Origin of the sequence: Paraburkholderia bryophila, from assembly GCF_013409255.1 — a bacterium.
Taxonomy (GTDB): Bacteria; Pseudomonadota; Gammaproteobacteria; order Burkholderiales; family Burkholderiaceae; genus Paraburkholderia.
This window is the reverse complement of record NZ_JACCAS010000001.1, coordinates 2,634,248-2,653,106: the sequence shown is the minus strand read 5'-3', so window position 1 is coordinate 2,653,106 and position 18,859 is coordinate 2,634,248. Positions and strand designations below refer to the sequence as shown.

Here is an 18,859-nt window from a genome sequence, read left to right as displayed (position 1 = left end):
GCGCGCCGCAAGGTTCGCGTGCCTTTTCTTTTGAGGGAGAGCGCCGTGACGACCGTGACCCGTTCATTCGACGACGACTGGCGCCGCTGGATCGCCGAGAATCTGATGCTCGACGCCCAGCCGGACGCATTGCATGGCGCGCTGCTCGAACATGGTTTCGACGCGGCGGAGTCGGCGCGGGAAATCGATGCGGTACTCGCGAGTCCTTATTTTCATGGGGCTGCGCGTTTGCGCAATCGTTTGCGTAAGCGCGACTGGATTTTGTCGGTGTACGGCACGCTCAATCGCATGCGCGCGGGTAGCGGTGAAATCGAGCGGCGCGAGCGTTTGTCGCGCGATGCGTTCTTCGAGCAGTACTACTGTCAGAACCGGCCGGTGATCATGACCGGTGCGTTCGATTTCTGGCCCGCGCGCACGCAATGGCGGTTCGATTATTTCCGCGAGCGTTGCGGCGATTGCGAAGTGGAAGTGCAGTTCGATCGCGAGTCGGATGCGAATTACGAAATCAATCAGCCGAAGCTCAAGCGCATGATGCGGTTCGCCGATTATGTCGATCTGGTCGAGCGCAGCGGCCCGACCAACGATTTCTACATGACCGCGAATAACACCTCGCATAATCGCGCGGCGCTCGCGGCCTTATGGTCCGATGTGCCGGTGATTGACGAGTATCTCGATCCTGCGTCGGCCGATACCGGATTCTTCTGGATGGGACCGGCGGGGACGCGGACGCCGTTTCATCATGATCTGACCAATAACTTCATGGCGCAGGTGATTGGCCGTAAGCGGATCAGGTTGGCGCCGTTGTGCGATACGCCGCATATGGCGAACCATCTGCATTGTTATTCGCAGGTGGATGGCGCCGCGATCGACTACGAGCGTTTCCCATCGATGCGAAACACGCAGTTGCTCGAATGCACGCTCGCGCCCGGCGAGTTACTGTTTTTGCCGATCGGCTGGTGGCATTACGTCGAAGGACTCGATGCATCGGTGACGATGACGTTCACCAATTTTCTGCGCAGTAACGATTTTTCCCGGCATTACGATACGTATCACGAGCTGTGATGCGATGAAGCGCACGCGGTGTCGACTGCGCGTGATGGGTTCTTAAGCCGCGTGACGTGACCACTCGCGTTAGCACGCGCCGATAAAAAAACGGCGAACCGGTTGCCCGGCTCGCCGCCCCCCTTCGACGCTGTTTTTATACGCGTCGTTATTTGCTGCCGTTATTCGTCTTCGTCACTTCTTCGTTCCAAGGGCGCCGAGACCACCGAGCAAACTGCCACCCGTGGCGCCGCCGGCTGAGGTCGCCGCGCCGGTCAAGGTGCCGGTGACGCTATTCAGCAGGCCGGTGACCGGAGCGAGCGGGTTGCTGCTGCCACCGCTGCCGCTACCGCCGCTGCTACCGCCCGAGCCCGCCGCCGAGCCGAGCGCGCCCGTCAGCGACGACACCGCCGAGGTCACCGGCGCAAGCAGATTGCCGCCGCCGGCCGCGCCACTCAGTGCGCTGGTTACCGAACTCACCACGCCGGTCAGCGGCGCAAGCGGACTGCTGCCGCCTGCCGCGCCGCTCAACGCGCCGGTCACCGAACTGACGACGCCGGTCAACGGTGCAAGCGGACTGCCCGTCCCGCCGGCGCTGCCGGTCAAGGTGCTGATCACGTTGGTCAGCGGCGCGAGCGGGCCGCTACCGCTGCCGCCCGTCAGGCCGCCGCTGAGCGTGCCGGGCAACGCGGTCAGAATGCTGGTCAATGGCGCGAGCGGCGTGCCGCTCAGCGGATTGCCCGAGCCGCCGCTGCCGGGATTCAGGAGGCCGGTGAGGCCGCCCAGCGGATTACCGCTGCCGGTGCCGCCGGCGGTCAGCAGGCCGCCCGCCGACGTGACCGTGTCGCCGAGCTTGGTCACGACGTTGCCGAGGTTCTGGCCGATCGGATTGCTGGTCGCACTGCTGATCTGGCCGCCGGCACTGTCGAGACCGTGGCCGATGGTCGACAGCAGGCCGTTCAGCGGCGCCCCGAGACCGGTCGTATCGCCGACGGTTTGAGTGGTCTGCGCGAGCGTACTGGTGATCGGCGTGATCGTCGTGCTGATGGTTTGCGTGACCTGCTGGATCGGGCCGTTCGTCAGTTGCGAACCGAGCTGCGTGCCGAGACCGCTGACCGCGTTGCCGACCGTCGAGACCGTGCTGCCGAGCGGCGTGGTCAGTGGGCTAAGCGGCGCGGTGGGGCCGCTGCCGAGACTCGTCACGAGTTGGCCGGCGCTGTTGACGGCCTGGCCGGAATCGACAACCAGATTGCCGCTGCTCGCGAGCGTCGTGCCGAGCGGATCGGTCGAATTGCCGAGCTGACCGAGGCCGTTCGCCGCGCCCGTGCCGACCGCGGTAACGCCGTTGCCGAGATTCGACACGACGTTGCCGAGCGCGGTGGTGGTCGCCGGATTCGTACCGGGGATCGGCGTGAGGCCGATCTGGCTGCCGACCGCTGCGACGGTTTGGCCGGTGGCGGTGATCACGTTGCCGGTGTTTTGGACCACTACGCCGATGGGGTTGGCGCTGGTGGGCGTTGGAGTGGGCGTCGGCGTTGGTGTCGGCGTCGGCGTCGGCGTTGGAGTGGGTGTCGGCGTCGGCGTCGGCGTCGGCGTTGGAGTGGGCGTGGGTGTTGGCGTAGGCGTGGGTGTCGGCGTCGGCGTCGGAGTAGGCGTCGGAGTAGGCGTCGGCGTGCCACCACCCGATCCGCCTCCAGCACCCCCGCCAGTTCCGGCACCCGCACCAGCGCCCCCGCCAGCCGCCCCTGCGCCACCGGTCATCCCCGCGCCGGTCAACGTGCTGCCGCATCCTGTGAGGATGATCATCGACGACACGCACATAGCGATCGCCGACAGTTTGAAATTGCGATTCATGGTCTGCTCCCCCGTAGTTTGAAGACTGTTGGGGAAGCTAACTGCAAGGCCTATGCCATTTTCATTTCTGCCGTCGTTTGGCTAAATAAATTCATATAAATCAATGACGTAAAAAGGTGTCGCCAGGATGCGCAGCGGCGCGATATCGGTGATGTGTCGCGGAACACCTCAGGCCGTCGGCCGTGCGTAACGTAACGTAAGGTGGCGCGTTTTCGTATGCCTGTCACACGCACCGACGCCTTCACACGCACCCGCGCCTCAGATCTTCAAACGCCGCAGCACCTTCGGCCCGGCGATCGCGATCAACGCGGAACACACCGCCACCACCGACAAGCCAATCGGCAAACTGGTCGCCTGCGTCACCGCGCCGATAATCACCGGCCCAAGCATCAGCCCGAAGTACGCCAGCCCCGCGACATGCGCGAGCCCTTCCGCCGCGTGAATGCCCTTGACGCTCGCCGCCGCCGCGAACAGCACCGGCATCATGTTCGCGAGGCCGAGTCCCATCAGCGTGAAGCCGATCAGCGCCGCCACCGAATTCGGCAGTAGAAGCGCGCCGACCATGCCCGCGCAGGCGAGCGTCGCGCTTGCCATCACCAGTTGCGGTGCGCCGAAGCGGGCGCGGACCACGTCGCCGGCGAAACGCGCGGCCGCCATGCCGCCGGAAAACGCCGCGTAGGCGGCGCTGGCGAGCGCGGGCGTGGCCAACACGACATCGCGCATATAGACGGTCGCCCAGTCGTACATGGCGCCTTCGGCGATCAAGGCGACCAGCGCCATCGCGCCGAGCGCCCACAGCGCCGGCGAGCGCCAGCGGTTGGCGCGCGGCGTCGCGGCATCGGGATGATCCTCGTGCGGCACGTGCGGCAGCACCGACGGGCAAGCGGCGACCAGCACCAGCGCGCTGACCGTCGCGGCCAGCGCGAGATGCAGCGCGGGCGCCATGCCGCGCGCCAGCAAGGCGCCGCCGACGGCCGCGCCGATCATCCCGCCGACACTGAACATGCCATGCAGCGACGACATGATCGGCTTGCCGAGCGCTTTCTCGACGGCGCTGGCTTCGGCGTTCATCGCGACGTCGAGCGTGGCCATGCCCGCGCCGAAAATCGCCAGCACGATCAGCAGCATCCAGTAGGCCGGCACGACCAGAATCAGCGCCGCACAGACCGCCATCACCAGCCCGCCGGTCAGGCACGCGCGTCGCGTGCCGACTCGCGCGATCCACGAAGCATTGGCCGCCATCGCGCCGATCGAGCCGCCCGCCACCGCCAGCAGTGCAAACGAAAGCAGCGCCGCGTTCAGATGGAAGCGGTCGCGCACCGTCGGCACATGCACCCCCCACGACGCGTACATCATGCCGGCGATAAAGAACACCGCCATCGTGGCGAAGCGCGCGCGTTGGCGGGCGGTGTCGGTGAGCTCGCGGTGAGCGGCGGGGAGCGAGGCGAATTCGGCGGAACGGTCGGACACGGACATCTCTCGGAGAGCGGAGGCGGGAGAAAGCGCTTTGAAAGCGAATTTTCGATTCTAACGAAGCATGCTGTCTTATGCTTGGAACTCATCGGCCTCACCGTCATCCGCCGCCTGTCTATCGAGGAACGCGCACTTGAATATTCCCGCTCACGCTCCGCTCCATCTGCTGCACACGGCCGCTGTCGGCACGCTGGCCACTCACGCGCGTCAGCCGGAAGGGTTTCCTTATCCGTCGGTGCTGCCGTTCGCGCCTGGCTTGCAGCATCGGCCGACGATTCTGGTGAGCCGGCTGGCCGAGCATACCCACAACCTGCACGCCGACCCGCGCGCTGGTTTTCTGGCCGTCGACGCACCCGACGGCGACGTACTGAGCGGCCAACGCGTCACCCTGCTAGGCACCTTCGAGGCGGTCGACTCGAGCCCGGAAATCGTGCAACGATACCTGCGCTATCACCCCGACGCCGAACGCTATCTGGTGCTCGGCGATTTCACCTTCTGGGTCATGCGGCTCGAACGGTTACGTTATATCGGCGGCTTCGGCGCGATGGGCTGGCTGGGCGGCGCCGAACTCGATCCGCTGCCGCCGCTCGCTTTCGATGAAGAGAACGCGCTAATCGAACACTTCACCCGGCATGCCGGACACGTCGACGGATTGGAATTGCTCGGTGTCGATCGATATGGCGCCGATCTGAAACGCGATGGCGCGCGCAGCCGGTTCGTCTTCGACGATGCCAAACTGAATACTGAATCCTTGCATGGGGCGCTAGAAGATTGCATGCAGCGCTACGCGAATTAGGTTTTATTGCGATTCGGGGAAAACACTCATGCGGCAATAACAGTGCGGCGCGCGGGCCGCAATATGCTCCGACATTTCATGATGAAGCTCTCATGCCATGAAATGTTGATGCTGGATCGTCATCGTAATTTTCATGTTTTGCTAGTTAATCTCAGAATTAAGGATGCGGGCTAGGAACTTTTAGCGAAATACGCAATTGGCAAATTGAAAGGAAACGCGTTACAGCCGCATGCATTGGAAATTTTTTGAAACGTTTCTGGATTAATTTTACGCAGACGCTTTTGTAGTCTTTCTATTTTGTGTTAATCTCGCCATCAAATTCCGAGGCATGATCACCTTCAAAGGGCAAGCTGGCTTAAGACTGGCAGTCATTTATCCATATCACAAGGGAACCTATGTCTTCCTACAAGGAACTACTCGCTCAGCGCGAGAAGCTTGAAAAGCAGATCGAAGAAGCGAAGTCGCGTGAATACGCGGAAGTGTTGAATGAGATCAAGCAGAAAATGGCCGACTACGGCATTTCGCTGACTGAACTCGGCGGTGGCCGTGCCGCGAAGGGCGCTAAAGCAGGCCGTCCGCGCGCAGGCGTCGCACCGAAGTATCGCGACCCGGATAGCGGCAGCACGTGGTCCGGCCGTGGCAAACCGCCGCGTTGGATCGCAGGTCTGGATCGTGAGAAGTTTCTGATCCAGAAGTAATGTTGTGGGCTGGCGGCTAATTCCGCTGGACTATAGGTATTACGAATCACGTCAATCAGTTGCGCCAATCGCGCAACGGTGACGAACCAGAAAACCGCGTACCTGTCAGGGCGCGGTTTTTTTATTGCGCTTGAAAACGGTGCTGGTTTTTTGTCACAAGCACTTCAAGGAACCGGAACGCGAATGCTTTTCATTTTGATAAGCGGCTGATTTAAAAGGATTTTTTAGGGGCATTCCGGTGCTTTTCGAGATGCGCCGGGTAGAATGCGCGGATTGAGTTTCTGCTACGGCTTCTTCGATGCCTTCCCTCGCCGCCGGCCAGTCCGACGAAAAACATCGCGTTGCGCGCAAAAGTACCTTTGTCAGTATTGCGCTCAATACAGGGTTGATGACGCTGCAAATCGTCGTCGGGGTGGTTGCGCATTCGCAGGCGTTGGTGGCCGACGGCATTCATTCGCTCGCCGATCTGATTTCTGATTTTGTCGTGCTGATTGCCAATCGGCATAGCGGCGCGAAGCCCGACGCCGATCACAATTACGGACATAGCCGCTATGAAACGGTGGCGTCATTATTTCTCGGCGCGCTGCTGATTGCGGTCGGCGTCGGGATGTTGTGGCGTGCCGGAACGCGCCTCGCCGATTTGCAAAGTATCCCGGCCGTGCATATGAGTGCGCTCGCCGTCGCGGTGCTCGTCCTGATTTCGAAAGAAGGGCTGTTTCGCTACATGCTGCGCGAAGCGCAACGCGTGCGTTCCGCCATGCTGATCGCCAATGCATGGCATGCGCGTTCTGACGCCGCTTCGTCGTTGGTGGTCGCAATCGGCATTATCGGCAGTCTTGCCGGCGTGCGTTTGCTCGATCCGATCGCCGCGGCGATTGTCGGTTTTATGGTGGCGCGCATGGGTTGGACGTTCGGTTGGGACGCGCTGCAAGATCTGTCCGACCGCGCGCTCGACGAAGTCGCCACCGACGACATGCGCACGCTGCTGCTGTCCACGCCGGGCGTACGCGACGTGCATGAACTGCGCACTCGCAAGATGGGTGATTTCGCGCTGGTCGACGCGCATATTCTGGTCGATCCGCTGATCTCAGTGTCGGAGGGGCATTACATTGCCGAGTCGGCGCGCATGCGCGTGTTGAGCGACAGCCGCGTGCTCGACGCACTGATTCATGTCGATCCGGAGAACGATGCGTTGGCGCGTCCGCCGGTCGATCTGCCCAACCGGGAGGAAGTAACCAGGGAGATTGATGCGGCGCTGGCTGTGGCCGGCGTGAAGGCGGCCGCGGTCGACATTCATTACCTGAGCACGGGGCTCGACGTCGATCTGGTGCTGCCTTCGCGCACGTTGAGCGGTAGCGCGCCTGATCTCGCGAGCGTTGACCTGGCGGCGCTTAAAAGCCGACTGGGCGCCCGCAAGCTGAACGTGCTACAGGAATGGGATGTGAAGCTGGACGAAACCGGCCCCGCGAAAGCGGCCGGTGCTGATCCGTCCGCCGATCTCGTCAAGATTCATTAGCGCACAGCGCCGGTTAACTCACTTCTCAACCGGCGGCCGTTGCTCAAAGCGGCAATTGCGTATCGAACTTGATCTCGCGCAGCACGACGCTCGTCCGTACCTGCGCGACCGCGGGAATCTTGAAGATGCGTTCGTGTAGAAAGCTGTCGTACGCCTTGATGTCCGGCGCGACGATCTTGAGGATGTAATCGGATTCGCCGGTCGTGCTGTAGCACTCGGTGACTTCCGGGCAGGTGGTGATTTCCCGCTCGAACTGCTCGACACCGCCCTCGGTGTGGCGCGTCAGGTGAATATGCGCCAGCGCGCACACATGCAATCCCAGCTTCTCCCGGTCGAGCAGCGCCGTGTAGCGCTGGATCACCCCCGACTGCTCCATGTCCTTGATCCGCCGCCAGCACGGCGTGCTCGACAGGCCGACCTGGTCGGAAATTTCTTGCACGGAGCGGCGTGCGTCCAGCTGCAGCAGGCGCAGGATTTTTTGTGAGAACGTATCGAGTGTCAACTGCGCCTCCGTTAGCGTCGCCTATCAACGCATGGTAGAGGGCTCGAAAACGAAACGCAATGTAAAACGGCCTGGTCGAGGGAGATTACCTAATTTGCCGGTTTCTCAGCGGCGTTTTGTCCTGAGCCGTCCCCATCTTTAGCGGCTGCGAGCAGGGCCGCCTGGCCGGCGCGCAAATCCTTGAGCATGTTGCAGAAGAGCGCGCCCTGTTCGATCGCGTCGTCGAGCGCGACGTGCGTGTGCGGATGTTCGTCGAACCAGTGTCTCGGAAAGCGCGGCTTGATGTTCTTGCGATACGGCAGGCCGGTCATCGCGAACGCGAGTGTCTTGATGTCGAGCGCCGACCACGAAAACGGGCAACGGCCGACAAAACGCATCATGTACCAGAACATATAGGTGAAGTCGAAGCCGGCCGGCATCGCGACGAACACCGGCTTGCCCGGCAGCGCTTCGACCCAATCCACATAGGCGGTCAGCGCTGCGGCGGGGTCCTGCAAATCTTTGCGACAGGCGGCCCACGCTTCGGGCTGCGTCTTCCACCACGCTTCCTGCACTGGGTGCGGCTTCGCGCCGTCGAGCAAATGGAGATTCGCCGAGAAGGTGGCGATCAACTGCTTGTCTTCGGTATAGGCGGCCGAGGCGAAACTCAGCATCGAATGCGGGCCGGGAATCGGGCCGTCGGCTTCGACGTCGGTGCTCACATAGATTTCGCTGCTCATGCCTCGACTCCGTCGGCGACGTAGGGATTACTGCGGCGCTCGGCGCCGAACGTCGACGTGGGTCCGTGGCCCGGCACGAAGGTGACGTCGTCGCCGAGCGGCCAGAGTTTTTCGCGGATCGAGCGCACCAGATCCGCGTGATTGCCGCGCGGAAAATCCGTGCGGCCGATCGAACCGGCGAACAGCACGTCGCCGACCAGCGCGAGCCGGTGCGCGCGGCTGAAGAACACCACGTGACCGGGCGTGTGCCCTGGGCAGTGATAGACCTCGAGGGTTTCGTCGCCGAACTGCACGGTCTCGCCGTTCTGCAGCCAGCGGTCCGGCTCGAACGCCTCGGCCGCGGGAAAGCCGAAACGCGTGCTTTGGTCCGGCAGCTTGTCGAGCCAGAAACTTTCGTCGGGATGCGGGCCTTCGATCGGCACGCCGTAGTGCGTGGCCAGCGTCTTCGCGCCGGCGCAGTGATCGATGTGGCCGTGCGTCAGGAACACTTTTTCGACCGTCACGTTCTGACGCGCGATTTCGCCCTGGATGACATCGAGATCGCCGCCCGGATCGACGACGGCCGCGCGTCCGGTTGCCTCGCAAACGAGCAGCGAGCTGTTCTGCTGGAACGGCGTGACGGGGATCAAGGTGACTTTCATGGATGACGGCGCCGCGAGGAAAAGGTTGATTGTACCGGCCTGCGAGCTAGCTCCGCCGAGGGCCCGGAAGGCCCGCCCCGACGGGCTTTGGTCCGCTCATTTTTGCAGCAAGCGTGAAAATTCATCAAGGTTTTCAGTCGCTTGGCATCTCAAAAATTTCTTTTGGGTATAATGCACCCCATGCCTAGGGAACTGGGCATGCCACAAGGCGATGCGTCCCCATCAAAAATGGGCACGCGGATCGCCACTCAAGTTTGGGCTGTCGCACTGCTGGACAGCCATCAAGTATCGAGCTTTCGATGCACACGTCTTGCCCAGCCAGGTGCCACGCGCCTGCTACGGACTTAACTGCCGTGACGCTGGGTGGGGCCTACGCCGCCGTTCCTGTGCGCTGAGTTCCGCGCGCAAGAGCGTGTTTGCCACGTTCGATGGCGGCATGTGGGGTCTGGTCAGGCTGCCGGGGACAGGTTGCGCCAGACGTGAAAATTAACCGTGCGGTAGCGGCCGATTGGGCCGCATCCGGGCTTTGACGTTCTGCGCTTATGTGGCGCGGCGCGTTGTCGTCCATTGCCGCCGGAGTCGCAGGCAACACGCTCAATTTCGCGTGATGCGGCTCGACATTGTGATTGCACGTCTTATGAAAACTCGGTTATCCCGTGGTCTGGGGACTCTTTTTGCCTTTTTTGTGCTGGCCGGTTGCGCCACGCCTCCGGGCACCGCGAACACGTCCGCCAATGATTCGCCGCTGAGCACCAAAGCGGCGCAGGCAGGGACCTTCGGACCGCAAGCTTTCGGTAGCGCGCCGGCCTCCGGCGCAAGCGCTGCGGGCTCGTCGCTGGCCGACGCCAAGCCGCTAACGGACGATGGTTCGGACATTTCGGACTTTCATCAAACCGGTCGCGCGTCGTGGTACGGCCGCGGCTTCCACGGCCGTCGCACCGCCAACGGCGAACGCTACGATATGCATGCGCTGACCGCCGCGCATCGCACGTTGCCGCTCGGCTCGTATGTGCGCGTGACCAACCCGGCCACGTCGCGCTCGGTCGTCGTGCGGATCAACGACCGTGGTCCGTATGCTCGCGGCCGTGTGATCGATCTGTCGATGGCCGCTGCGAGCGTCCTCGATATGCGTCATGCCGGCACGGCGCGCGTCAAGATCGAAGGTCTGACGCAGCAGGAAGCACGCGCCGAGATGAACGAAACGCTGGCGTCGAACTCGGGTTCGAACAGCGATAAGTGATCGGAAATCGATGGTGAGGCTACGGGTGGGTGCGTGATGGGCGCACTCGTAGCATGGCGGCGGTGGCAGTTCATGCCATCTCTGTCAAAAAAGGAAAGGGCCGCGAGGCCCTTTTTTTTGTCCGACTGCTTATTCTTCTTCGGGGTCGTCTTCGGCTTCGTCGTCTTTCTTCAATGCCAACGCACGCGTGTACAGCGCGTTGCGCGACACCCCGGTGATCGACGCCGCCACCTTCGCCGCGCTGCTCACCGTCAACTCTTCCAGCAGGATGCCTAGCAACGCGTCGTGATCGTGTTCGCCGGTGGCTTCCGGCTGAGCGCCTTCCACCACCAGCACGAATTCGCCGCGCTGGCGGTTCGGATCGCCGGCGAGCCACGTTGGCCCTTCGGCCAGGGTGCCTTGGTGCAGCGCTTCGTGTAACTTTGTCAGCTCTCGCGCGATCAGCAGTTTGCGTTCGCCGCCGAACGCGTCGGCCAGCGCCTGCACCGTCTCGACGATCCGGTGCGGAGCTTCGTAGAACACCATCGCGTGAGGATGGCGCGCGAGTTCTTGCAACGCGGTGGCGCGGGCCTTCGGCTTGGGCGGCAGGAAGCCGAGGAACGAGAACGTCGCGACCCAGTCGCCGGCCGCGCTCAACGCCGTGGCGAGGGCGCTTGCGCCGGGCAGCGGAATCACGGGGAAGCCGGCTTCCCGCACGGCATCGACCAGTTTCGCGCCGGGGTCCGAGATGCCGGGCGTGCCCGCGTCGGAGACATACGCGACGCGCTCGCCCGCTTGCAGATGTTCGATCAGGCGCTGCGCCGCGGCCCGCTCGTTGTGCTGATGCACCGCGACGAGCGGCTTCGAGATGCCGTAGCGCGCGAGCAGTTGGCCGGTGTTGCGGGTGTCTTCGGCTGCGATGCGGTCCACCAGTCCGAGCACATGCAGCGCGCGCAGCGTGACGTCGGCGACGTTGCCGATCGGCGTGGCCACCACATACAGCGCGGCAGCGGGGTACTGCTGCCCTTGCGCGAGTTCGGAGAGAGGAGTCATGAGACAGAAGACGCAAACAGACGGAAAGAGGCCGCCATTGTGCCACGCAGCGCCGGGCGTTCTGGGGGCTAAGGATGGTGAGCGCGGCGAGATGGGGCTTGGGCGCGAGGCGGTGAGTAGTTCGGTGGCTACGGCGCGGCGTGCACCACCGCCCACCACCCCGCACAACTTTTCAAGACCGGCCGGGTCCAAACTCGTCGGCGCGGTTTTCGAATTGCGCGCGCAGGAGTTTTTGCAGCGGCAGCGTTTGCGGTTCGTCGCGCGTAACGTGTCGTGCCGCGGCGGCGAGATCGATCTGGTGATGCGCGACCGTGACGGTGCGCTGGTGTTCGTCGAAGTCCGCGCGCGGGCGCACGGTCACTATGGCGGCGCGGCGGCGAGCATCGACTGGCGCAAGCGACAGCGCATCGTGCGCGCGGCGCAGCATTATCTGGTCACTCGCGGCCGCTGTTCGCACGATCAACCCGCGTGCCGTTTTGACGTGGTTGCGTTCGAAGCCGGCCGGCTCGTCTGGTTGCGTGACGCGTTTCGCGCCGACGAAGTCTGATGGCGCGCGCGGAGAACCCGCGTGAGTACGATAAACTTGCGCTCGCGTCCGGGCCACGGGGCGACGCGGATACGCGAAATGCAGGGTACTTTGCGATGCATTGACGCTACCGCACCACGTTACCGGCCAGCTTCACCGGCGCAGCTCAACTCGCAATACGACCTCACAACACGGCCGCGCAGTGCGGCCCATTCGCGGTAGAAGATAGAGACTCGATGTCAGTCGAACGCATTCAACAACACTTCCGCGACAGCGCGGCAGTCAAACTCGAAGCCCTCGAAACCCTGTCGATGCCAATCGCTGCAGCGATCGACACGATGTTCGGCGCGCTTGCCAACGGCAACCGCATTCTGGCGTGCGGCAACGGCGGCTCGGCTGCCGACGCGCAACACTTCGCCGCCGAGCTGATCGGCCGCTTCGAACGTGAACGGCCGGGCTTGCCGGCGATCGCGCTGAGCACGGATACGTCCGTGCTGACCGCTATCGCCAACGACTATTCGTTCGAGCAGATTTTCTCGAAGCAGGTCTGGGCGCTCGGCCAGCCGGGGGATGTGCTGCTGGCTATCACCACGTCCGGCAATTCCGCCAACGTGCTGGCCGCGATCGACGCCGCGCACGAGCGCGAAATGATCGTGGTCGCGCTGACCGGCAAGGGCGGCGGCCGCGTGCAGGACGGTTTGAGCGATACCGACATCCACGTCTGCGTGCCGTCGGATCGCACCGCGCGTATTCAGGAAGTGCATTTGCTGACCATCCATTGTCTGTGCGACGGCATCGATGCCATGTTGCTGGGCGAAGACTGAGATTGATTCCGAAGGAGAGCTAGTTGATGAGCGTATTCCGCGTCAAGAAGACACTGGTGAGAACCGTGCTGGTGGTTGGGTTCGCGGCGGGGCTGTCCGCGACGTTGCAGGGTTGCTTTCTCGCCGTTGCGGGAGCTGCGGGCGGCGGCGCGCTGGTGGCGACCGACCGGCGCACGCTCGGCGCGCAGACCGAAGATCGCGAGTTGCAGGTGAAGGCGCTCTCGCAGATCAGCCAGAATCTGCCGGACAACGCGCACGTCAACGTCGCGGTGTTCAATCGTCGCGTGTTGCTGACCGGCGAAGTCGCGGGCGACGTGTCGAAGCAGCGCGCCGAGACGATTGTGCGTGGTCTGAACAACGTCAACACGATCGTCAACGAACTGGCGATCATGCCGGCCAGTTCGTTCTCGTCGCGCACCAACGATACCTATCTGGAGACGCGCGTGAAGACCGCGCTGATCGCCGAGAAGAATATTTCGGCGAACAACTTCAAGGTGGTGGCCGAGCGTGGCTCGGTGTACCTGATGGGGCTCGTCACGATGGACGAAGGCAATCGCGGCGCGGATGTCGCGAGTCGTGTGCCGGGCGTGGTGCAGGTCGTGAAGCTGTTCCAGTACATTCAGCCGCAGGAAGCTGCAGCGGCGGCTGCGGCAGCAGCGACTGCGCCGGCGACGGGCGCGTCGCAGCCGGACGTGAGTGCGCCGACGGTCGGCGCGGTTCCGGATTCGTCGGTGAGCTCGCGGCCGCTTGATCAGCAGGCGCCGGCGCCGGTCAGCAATTCGAACGCGGTGCATCCGGGTAATCCGAAAGCGACTACGCCATGAAGCGCGGTGTGATTGTTGTTGGGTCGGTGTTGGTTGGGGCGGTGGTGGGGCTGTTTGTGTCGAGCGCGCATGCTGCGGATGCGCCGGGTGGGCAGAGTATTGCTAATTCGAATGCTTGCATGGGATGTCATGCGGTGGACCGCAAACTGGTTGGTCCGTCGTTCCAGCAAATCGCGGCGAAGTACAAGGGTGATGCGCAGGCGCCGGCTAAGTTGGCGAGTAAGGTGAAGAACGGTGGGACCGGCGTGTGGGGCATGATTCCGATGCCTGCGCATCAGTCGATGAGCGACGCGGATATTCGGACGGTGGTTGATTGGGTGCTGAAAGGCGCGCCGTCGAAGTGATGGTTTACCGGGGTTTGGGGCTAGGCAAAATGGAAAATGCCTGTGCTAGAATTGTTCGCACGTTGGGGGGGTAGCTCAGCTGGGAGAGCGTCGCGTTCGCAATGCGAAGGTCGGGAGTTCGATCCTCCTCTCCTCCACCAAAGAATTCAAAGGGTTACAGGTAATTTTCCTGTAACCCTTTTTCATTTTTCTGGTTGATGTAACCGGTATGTAACCAGATTTAGACCTCGCAGATCCACGTCAAGCTTCCACCGCCTTGCCGTTCTGCTCCCGCTGGATGATGTCGTTATGGATGAAGGCAAAAACAATCGCCAGTCAGAGCCGGCCCCTCAAATGGAGCTAGATCTGAGAGTGGGCCGAGCGGGATGGGAAAAGGTAAAGTCCCAAGCATTGGCCGCGAAAGAAGAGCAAGCGAAGGTACGGCAACAAGAGGCCTTGGCATTCTTGAGGCAGACAGATGCGCCGGCCAAGCGCGCCTATCTAACCGTAGTAGATGCCGCTGAACAGCTGGGGCGTGAGCCGGATGATTTGCTAGAGAAAGGGGTAACCGGAAAGCTGAAGCTTTATGTGCCGGTGTTGCATGAAGGGCTGTATGTGTGGCCGGTGACTGAGCGTGGCGTTCCGCACGCCAGCTTGTTGGGGCGCGTGGATGGCGTTGCGCCAATATTTCAGGACAGGCTGCAATATGGCGAATACGAAATCCTGCATCCCGCTGACGTCAAGAAGGTCAAGGTAGAGCAGTCAGCGAGACCCGAGGGCTATATTTGCCCGGACCGGGTAAAGCGGCATCTTGCCGAATTGAAAATCAGGTGGCCGGAAGGACAGGTCGCGAGGCTGGCTGAACGGATCGAATCCTTGGCCACTCGGATTGCTTGGGTTCCGGCGTTCCCTTTGACAACAGATGGCGGCATTGCTAGAGCTGAAATGCTACGTGTGAACAGCGATGACATGCCGAGCTTGAGGGTGCAGTTCGAGCAGTCGGTCAATGCCAGTGAAATGACTGGCGAGAAAGGGCTCGGCATGCAAGTTTCAGTAGGTCCGGATGATCCCTCCAAACTGATCAAATACGGCGAGCGACGTAGGAAGCAGATCGAAGCCATACAAGCGGGTGCGAAAGCGCTGGGAATTGATCCAAGAAAAATCTCGGTGGGCCAGCCAGAAGGGCACAAGAACAAAATCCGTTTATGGTGTAAAGCTAACCACCTAGATCGATTCGGCGCGGGGGATGATCCGTTTGACGAGGCATGGATATCGGCAAGTAGAGATGGACTGATTACAGTCGTCAACAAAGGCAATTTCAAAAGGTAACTTCACCTGTGAGTCGTGGGCAAAATACCCCACCTCCCCACCTTGCGGCCCCACTAGCACCCCAGTCGATCATGTCAATGCCGATCTACGACGCCACGCATGGCGAAGTGTTTCGGCGTTGACTGCGGAAATCGGCACGCGGGCGGCGCCTAAACACGACCTTTTGCGTGGCTCCCATTGGAGTCCAACATGGTCCAGCTGAACAATCCCGCATTTTCGACGCCGCAAGGCCTTTCATCGATCCGTCCAACGGACTGCCTCGACCTCGATGCGGTCAGCCGCTTCACCGATGATACCGACCAATTCGCCGAGCTGAATGGCGTGAAAGCGCAATCGGTCCGCAAACGGTATGCGCAGACCGGTAGCTATTTCGGCATCCGGCCACTGAAGCTCGCGAATCGCCGCTTGAAGTGGCCGCACGTCTTCGCCGCACAGTCGGAGGCTGCGTGATGCAAGGCAATCCTTTCCCCCTGCACGCGCTGTCGTCAACGGAACGAGCCATCATTAAAGCATGGGCACGTACAGCAGCCTTTGAAATCCCGGCGGCTGGCTACATGGACGGTTATGTTTCTCAGGCCGCTGGACCATGCGCGGTTGTCAAGACGCCGGACGGTACGCTCCTCGATTCCAGCACATACGTTACGGTATGCGCTCCGTCGAGCGCCGGCAAAACGCCGGCGAGCCGGCCGTTCATCGAACATCGCGCCAGCGCGGTAGCTGCGCACGATGCTTCGACGCTCTCCGCGTGGCAAGAACACAAAGGCCGTATGACGGCATGGCAAGCTGACTACTCCGGCACTGAGCGCGGGATCAGCAAGCGGGCCGCCAAGGGACTTCCCCGGGATGACGCACTTGCTAACCGGCTGATTGATCTCGAACGCAATCGTCCCAAGGCTCCTCCCTCCCCGCCTCGTCGCCTTGAGAATTTTACGTACTCCGCTGTTATCGACCAAGTGGAACTCAATAGGGCAATCTTCGTGTACTCGGATGAAGGTCGCGCGTTATTGAGTCAACTGGATAAGACGTTGGCCGGATTGATGTGCTCGTCATGGAGCGGCGTCGCGACCAGCTACTCGCGTAAAGGCACGGGCGTGCAACTGATTCAGCCCGCGATCACGACGATCCTACCGATCCAGAACCTCACGCTACAGGAGTTCTTTCAGACACCCACGGGCAAGCATTTTCTCAACTGTGGTTTGGCAGGGCGCTTCTTGTGGTACGTCGTGGACGAATCGATGGTCGAACCCGCGCCAGAGAACAGGCCGGCGATTTCCGAAATCGCCGAATTGCAGAAATTCCTCGACCGAGGAACGCACTTTTTCCACGAGCAGGTGCGCCTGCAAGAAACAGGCTGGGAGGGGCGCAAGGTTTTGACGCTCTCGTCACGAGCCTGCCGCGCATTTGAGAACGCTGAGCGCCGCGTGAACAGCATTAGCCGCGAGGGAATGAGCGACAGTGAGCGAGCCTGCCTCGACAAGCTGCCCGAACAGATCATCCGGCATGCTGCCCGCCATCATGAATTCGATGACGAGGACGGTCCTATCTCGCCGGAGCGCATCGAATGCGCGGAGGAAATTGCCCTGTGGAGCTTCGACAATTTTTCTCGCTTGATCAATGCCGGATCGCAGAACTTGGATAAAGCTCACAAGGACGCCGATCGACTTTTCGAGTTCCTGTTCTACGAGTTGCGCGTGCGGGACAAGATCGCGCAACGGGTTCTGCGTGACGAAGCCTTCAATATTGGCCTAGTCAGCCCGATGCAATTCAATACGGCCTTGGGCTCGCTTTGCAGGCGAGATCAGGTGTATGTCAAGGATGGCTACGTCAACCTGATCCGGCCTGATGATCTGGTGAACGTACTGGGGCGCGGCGGCATCCGCTGATCATTTTGCTGCCGTGGCTGGTCGGCATGTTTGAGCATATCAGTCAGAAGCATAAATGCACGGAAAAAGGCAGCGGTTTGCCGCTCGATCGTCGGCGAATTCCCCCGTGCTTGAGCCAGCACGAATTTTGGTTATTGAACGTGGTTAATAGATGGGTTCACAAGTATCACATCCAATAACCGATATCAATAATTTAATAAGGATAATTAATTATGTATCAAACAAAACTATATGATGGAAAGAACGATCAACAGGATCGTCACGATAGGAAAAGTCATGCAGAAGCTCATGATGAAGACATGGAGCATGCTACTGCTACGCTATCAGCAGTGACCAACCAGATACGCGGAACAGACGGTAAAGCGTATAAGATCCCGATCAATGCAGCACACCTGCATTCCCTCATCACCTTCATGAAGAAAGTACTCGACAGCGATGCTTTGCCCTACAAGGTCAGAAGCAGCGGTCGTGTCGATGTGCGGAGCGTGGCCTACGACATCAAGAGGCTGGCTGCGTATGCTCGCCTCTGCGATCCATCGCTCTCGTATTCCCCTGATCTAGAATTCTTCTTTGAGCAGTATCGCAAGCACGAGATCAGCCAGTATTCGCATGTCGATTGGATCGGCGGTGATTTCGGTGAAGATGACAGGCGAGACGTCGATCCACGCTTTGCCGAGATGGCGAACGACTTCGTACTGGCGCTGCGCGAAGAAGCCCGGAGGGTCAAGATCAGGAAGCGTATCAGCGACTGGAAAAGCAATGGCAAAAACAATCTGAACTACCTCGTCACCTACTTGAACTACCTATTCGATAGGTTTGCAAGGATCATGGTCGTAGACATGGTTTTCGAGTATCACAAGACGGCGTGTGCCAGTATCGAGGAGGCAATAGAGCGTCGTGACGCCATGCAAGGTCGTTCTGAGCGTGAACATGAAGCCTTCATGAACGGTGTTGTCCATCACGAAGAAATTCCGCGATGGGTCAGTCTTGCAGAGCTGCAGGAAGACTGGTGGCACCTGAAGCAGAACATGAAAGGCAAGCGCTCGATATTTAAGCATCTGGTCGGCTACGTCGGCCGCATCGAGTATTCACGGGATGCTGGACACCATTTTCACGTGTGCTTCTTCTTCGACGGATCGAAGGTGCAGGATGATGTAGGGTACTCGCTGAAGATCGCCAAATATTGGCAGGAAGATATTACGAAGGGCAGAGGGTACGCGTTCAGTTGCAACTTGAAGGCAGCGCAAGGGAAGTATAAGAACGTCGGCGTTGGGTTGATCGATCACTACGATACCGAAAAGCGCAAGCATCTGTGGACGGCAGTTTCCTATTTCGCGAAGGTAACACAGCTCGTGCGCATCAAGCATGCAGGTAAGTCGCAAATGTTCCTGCACGGCAAGATGAAGGAGCTGACCGGGCAAAAACGTGGTCGCCCCCGTACCAGAGGCGTTGAGCCGACGGCGAGCGATTCTTCCGGAATTTGAAATAAAGGCGCGAAAAAAATGATGTGGCCCGCGCGTGCCATATCCCCAACAATCCGCAAGGTACGTGTGCGCTTGGAGGATTGTTTTGGATACGCGCCCGTAAGGCCGATTTTTTCAGATTTATTACGGAAATCGCAAGTTGCGATCGGAGCGA

The 18,859-nt window shown here is 60.9% G+C and carries 19 protein-coding genes and 1 tRNA gene; 14 read left to right on the top strand and 6 right to left on the bottom strand.

Annotation, left to right across the window (positions count from 1 at the left end; genetic code table 11):
- Window positions 1-45 precede the first annotated feature (45 nt).
- On the top strand, window positions 46-1,062 hold the full coding sequence (locus GGD40_RS11785; RefSeq protein ID WP_373565279.1) for a cupin-like domain-containing protein: 1,017 nt from the start codon (window positions 46-48) through the stop codon (window positions 1,060-1,062).
- Between the two features lie 174 nt (window positions 1,063-1,236).
- Here the strand turns inward: GGD40_RS11785 and GGD40_RS11780 are convergent, their stop codons facing one another.
- Together GGD40_RS11780 and GGD40_RS11775 are read right to left on the bottom strand one after the other, a co-directional pair.
- Entirely contained in the window at window positions 1,237-2,895 is a 1,659-nt protein-coding gene (locus GGD40_RS11780) for a collagen-like triple helix repeat-containing protein (protein ID WP_179743813.1), read from the bottom strand.
- A gap of 258 nt (window positions 2,896-3,153) precedes the next feature.
- Window positions 3,154-4,371: an MFS transporter gene (locus tag GGD40_RS11775; protein WP_218900872.1), complete on the bottom strand. Its 1,218-nt coding sequence runs from the start codon at window positions 4,369-4,371 to the stop codon at window positions 3,154-3,156.
- Between the two features lie 130 nt (window positions 4,372-4,501).
- On the opposite strand from GGD40_RS11775, the gene GGD40_RS11770 reads away from it, so the two are divergent.
- The 3 genes from GGD40_RS11770 to GGD40_RS11760 all read left to right on the top strand — a co-directional run bounded on the left by GGD40_RS11770 (window position 4,502) and on the right by GGD40_RS11760 (window position 7,378).
- A complete protein-coding gene (locus GGD40_RS11770; RefSeq protein ID WP_179743812.1) occupies window positions 4,502-5,164 on the top strand; it encodes a HugZ family pyridoxamine 5'-phosphate oxidase in 663 nt (220 codons plus the stop codon).
- A gap of 395 nt (window positions 5,165-5,559) precedes the next feature.
- Window positions 5,560-5,862, top strand: a complete 303-nt coding sequence (locus GGD40_RS11765) for an H-NS histone family protein (protein ID WP_035553963.1) — start codon at window positions 5,560-5,562, stop codon at window positions 5,860-5,862.
- A gap of 298 nt (window positions 5,863-6,160) precedes the next feature.
- Complete coding sequence (locus GGD40_RS11760; RefSeq protein WP_179743811.1) at window positions 6,161-7,378, top strand: cation diffusion facilitator family transporter; 1,218 nt, start codon at window positions 6,161-6,163, stop codon at window positions 7,376-7,378.
- Window positions 7,379-7,421: 43 nt separating this feature from the next.
- Here the strand turns inward: GGD40_RS11760 and GGD40_RS11755 are convergent, their stop codons facing one another.
- The 3 genes from GGD40_RS11755 to GGD40_RS11745 all read right to left on the bottom strand — a co-directional run bounded on the left by GGD40_RS11755 (window position 7,422) and on the right by GGD40_RS11745 (window position 9,240).
- The gene (locus tag GGD40_RS11755) at window positions 7,422-7,880 is read right to left on the bottom strand and encodes an Lrp/AsnC family transcriptional regulator (protein ID WP_179707284.1); all 459 of its coding nucleotides are present in this window, start codon (window positions 7,878-7,880) and stop codon (window positions 7,422-7,424) included.
- 89 nt (window positions 7,881-7,969) lie between these two features.
- Complete coding sequence (locus tag GGD40_RS11750) at window positions 7,970-8,599, bottom strand: exonuclease (RefSeq protein WP_179743810.1); 630 nt, start codon at window positions 8,597-8,599, stop codon at window positions 7,970-7,972.
- On the bottom strand, window positions 8,596-9,240 hold the full coding sequence (locus GGD40_RS11745) for an MBL fold metallo-hydrolase (RefSeq protein WP_111932908.1): 645 nt from the start codon (window positions 9,238-9,240) through the stop codon (window positions 8,596-8,598). The genes GGD40_RS11750 and GGD40_RS11745 overlap by 4 nt, the downstream gene beginning before the upstream one ends.
- A gap of 637 nt (window positions 9,241-9,877) precedes the next feature.
- Between GGD40_RS11745 and GGD40_RS11740 the strand changes: the two genes are divergently transcribed.
- Complete coding sequence (locus GGD40_RS11740; protein ID WP_373565278.1) at window positions 9,878-10,480, top strand: septal ring lytic transglycosylase RlpA family protein; 603 nt, start codon at window positions 9,878-9,880, stop codon at window positions 10,478-10,480.
- A gap of 129 nt (window positions 10,481-10,609) precedes the next feature.
- Here the strand turns inward: GGD40_RS11740 and rsmI are convergent, their stop codons facing one another.
- Window positions 10,610-11,512, bottom strand: coding sequence for a 16S rRNA (cytidine(1402)-2'-O)-methyltransferase (gene rsmI / locus GGD40_RS11735; protein WP_179743809.1), 903 nt, complete (start codon window positions 11,510-11,512; stop codon window positions 10,610-10,612).
- Between rsmI and GGD40_RS11730 the strand changes: the two genes are divergently transcribed.
- The 9 genes from GGD40_RS11730 (at window position 11,511) to GGD40_RS11690 (ending at window position 18,705) form a co-directional block, all read left to right on the top strand.
- Entirely contained in the window at window positions 11,511-12,059 is a 549-nt protein-coding gene (locus tag GGD40_RS11730) for a YraN family protein (protein WP_257030398.1), read from the top strand. The two genes, rsmI and GGD40_RS11730, sit on opposite strands and share 2 nt — an antisense overlap.
- Window positions 12,060-12,274: 215 nt before the next feature.
- The gene (locus GGD40_RS11725; RefSeq protein WP_035553948.1) at window positions 12,275-12,862 is read left to right on the top strand and encodes a phosphoheptose isomerase; all 588 of its coding nucleotides are present in this window, start codon (window positions 12,275-12,277) and stop codon (window positions 12,860-12,862) included.
- Between the two features lie 26 nt (window positions 12,863-12,888).
- Window positions 12,889-13,686: a BON domain-containing protein gene (locus tag GGD40_RS11720; RefSeq protein WP_179743808.1), complete on the top strand. Its 798-nt coding sequence runs from the start codon at window positions 12,889-12,891 to the stop codon at window positions 13,684-13,686.
- Window positions 13,683-14,030, top strand: coding sequence for a c-type cytochrome (locus GGD40_RS11715; protein ID WP_179743807.1), 348 nt, complete (start codon window positions 13,683-13,685; stop codon window positions 14,028-14,030). Before GGD40_RS11720 ends, GGD40_RS11715 begins: the two co-directional genes overlap by 4 nt.
- A 64-nt stretch (window positions 14,031-14,094) precedes the next feature.
- A tRNA-Ala gene (locus tag GGD40_RS11710) sits at window positions 14,095-14,170 on the top strand.
- A gap of 148 nt (window positions 14,171-14,318) precedes the next feature.
- Window positions 14,319-15,338: a hypothetical protein gene (locus GGD40_RS11705; RefSeq protein ID WP_179743806.1), complete on the top strand. Its 1,020-nt coding sequence runs from the start codon at window positions 14,319-14,321 to the stop codon at window positions 15,336-15,338.
- 189 nt (window positions 15,339-15,527) lie between these two features.
- Window positions 15,528-15,788: a hypothetical protein gene (locus GGD40_RS36900; RefSeq protein ID WP_257030397.1), complete on the top strand. Its 261-nt coding sequence runs from the start codon at window positions 15,528-15,530 to the stop codon at window positions 15,786-15,788.
- Window positions 15,788-17,221, top strand: coding sequence for a DUF3987 domain-containing protein (locus GGD40_RS11695; RefSeq protein ID WP_179743805.1), 1,434 nt, complete (start codon window positions 15,788-15,790; stop codon window positions 17,219-17,221). Before GGD40_RS36900 ends, GGD40_RS11695 begins: the two co-directional genes overlap by 1 nt.
- A 212-nt stretch (window positions 17,222-17,433) precedes the next feature.
- Complete coding sequence (locus GGD40_RS11690) at window positions 17,434-18,705, top strand: YagK/YfjJ domain-containing protein (RefSeq protein ID WP_179743804.1); 1,272 nt, start codon at window positions 17,434-17,436, stop codon at window positions 18,703-18,705.
- The last annotated feature ends 154 nt before the right edge of the window (window positions 18,706-18,859 follow it).

Bases quoted from the DNA above. Each gene is read 5' to 3' on its own strand.
- GGD40_RS11715 (WP_179743807.1), top strand. From the start codon at position 13,683: ATGAAGCGCGGTGTGATTGTTGTTGGGTCGGTGTTGGTTGGGGCGGTG.
- GGD40_RS11725 (WP_035553948.1), top strand. From the start codon at position 12,275: ATGTCAGTCGAACGCATTCAACAACACTTCCGCGACAGCGCGGCAGTC.
- GGD40_RS11720 (WP_179743808.1), top strand. From the start codon at position 12,889: ATGAGCGTATTCCGCGTCAAGAAGACACTGGTGAGAACCGTGCTGGTG.
- GGD40_RS11780 (WP_179743813.1), bottom strand. From the start codon at position 2,895: ATGAATCGCAATTTCAAACTGTCGGCGATCGCTATGTGCGTGTCGTCG.
- GGD40_RS11760 (WP_179743811.1), top strand. From the start codon at position 6,161: ATGCCTTCCCTCGCCGCCGGCCAGTCCGACGAAAAACATCGCGTTGCG.
- GGD40_RS11705 (WP_179743806.1), top strand. From the start codon at position 14,319: ATGGATGAAGGCAAAAACAATCGCCAGTCAGAGCCGGCCCCTCAAATG.
- GGD40_RS36900 (WP_257030397.1), top strand. From the start codon at position 15,528: ATGGTCCAGCTGAACAATCCCGCATTTTCGACGCCGCAAGGCCTTTCA.
- GGD40_RS11740 (WP_373565278.1), top strand. From the start codon at position 9,878: ATGAAAACTCGGTTATCCCGTGGTCTGGGGACTCTTTTTGCCTTTTTT.
- GGD40_RS11745 (WP_111932908.1), bottom strand. From the start codon at position 9,240: ATGAAAGTCACCTTGATCCCCGTCACGCCGTTCCAGCAGAACAGCTCG.
- GGD40_RS11750 (WP_179743810.1), bottom strand. From the start codon at position 8,599: ATGAGCAGCGAAATCTATGTGAGCACCGACGTCGAAGCCGACGGCCCG.
- rsmI (WP_179743809.1), bottom strand. From the start codon at position 11,512: ATGACTCCTCTCTCCGAACTCGCGCAAGGGCAGCAGTACCCCGCTGCC.
- GGD40_RS11690 (WP_179743804.1), top strand. From the start codon at position 17,434: ATGTATCAAACAAAACTATATGATGGAAAGAACGATCAACAGGATCGT.
- GGD40_RS11730 (WP_257030398.1), top strand. From the start codon at position 11,511: ATGAGACAGAAGACGCAAACAGACGGAAAGAGGCCGCCATTGTGCCAC.
- GGD40_RS11695 (WP_179743805.1), top strand. From the start codon at position 15,788: ATGCAAGGCAATCCTTTCCCCCTGCACGCGCTGTCGTCAACGGAACGA.
- GGD40_RS11775 (WP_218900872.1), bottom strand. From the start codon at position 4,371: ATGTCCGTGTCCGACCGTTCCGCCGAATTCGCCTCGCTCCCCGCCGCT.
- GGD40_RS11765 (WP_035553963.1), top strand. From the start codon at position 5,560: ATGTCTTCCTACAAGGAACTACTCGCTCAGCGCGAGAAGCTTGAAAAG.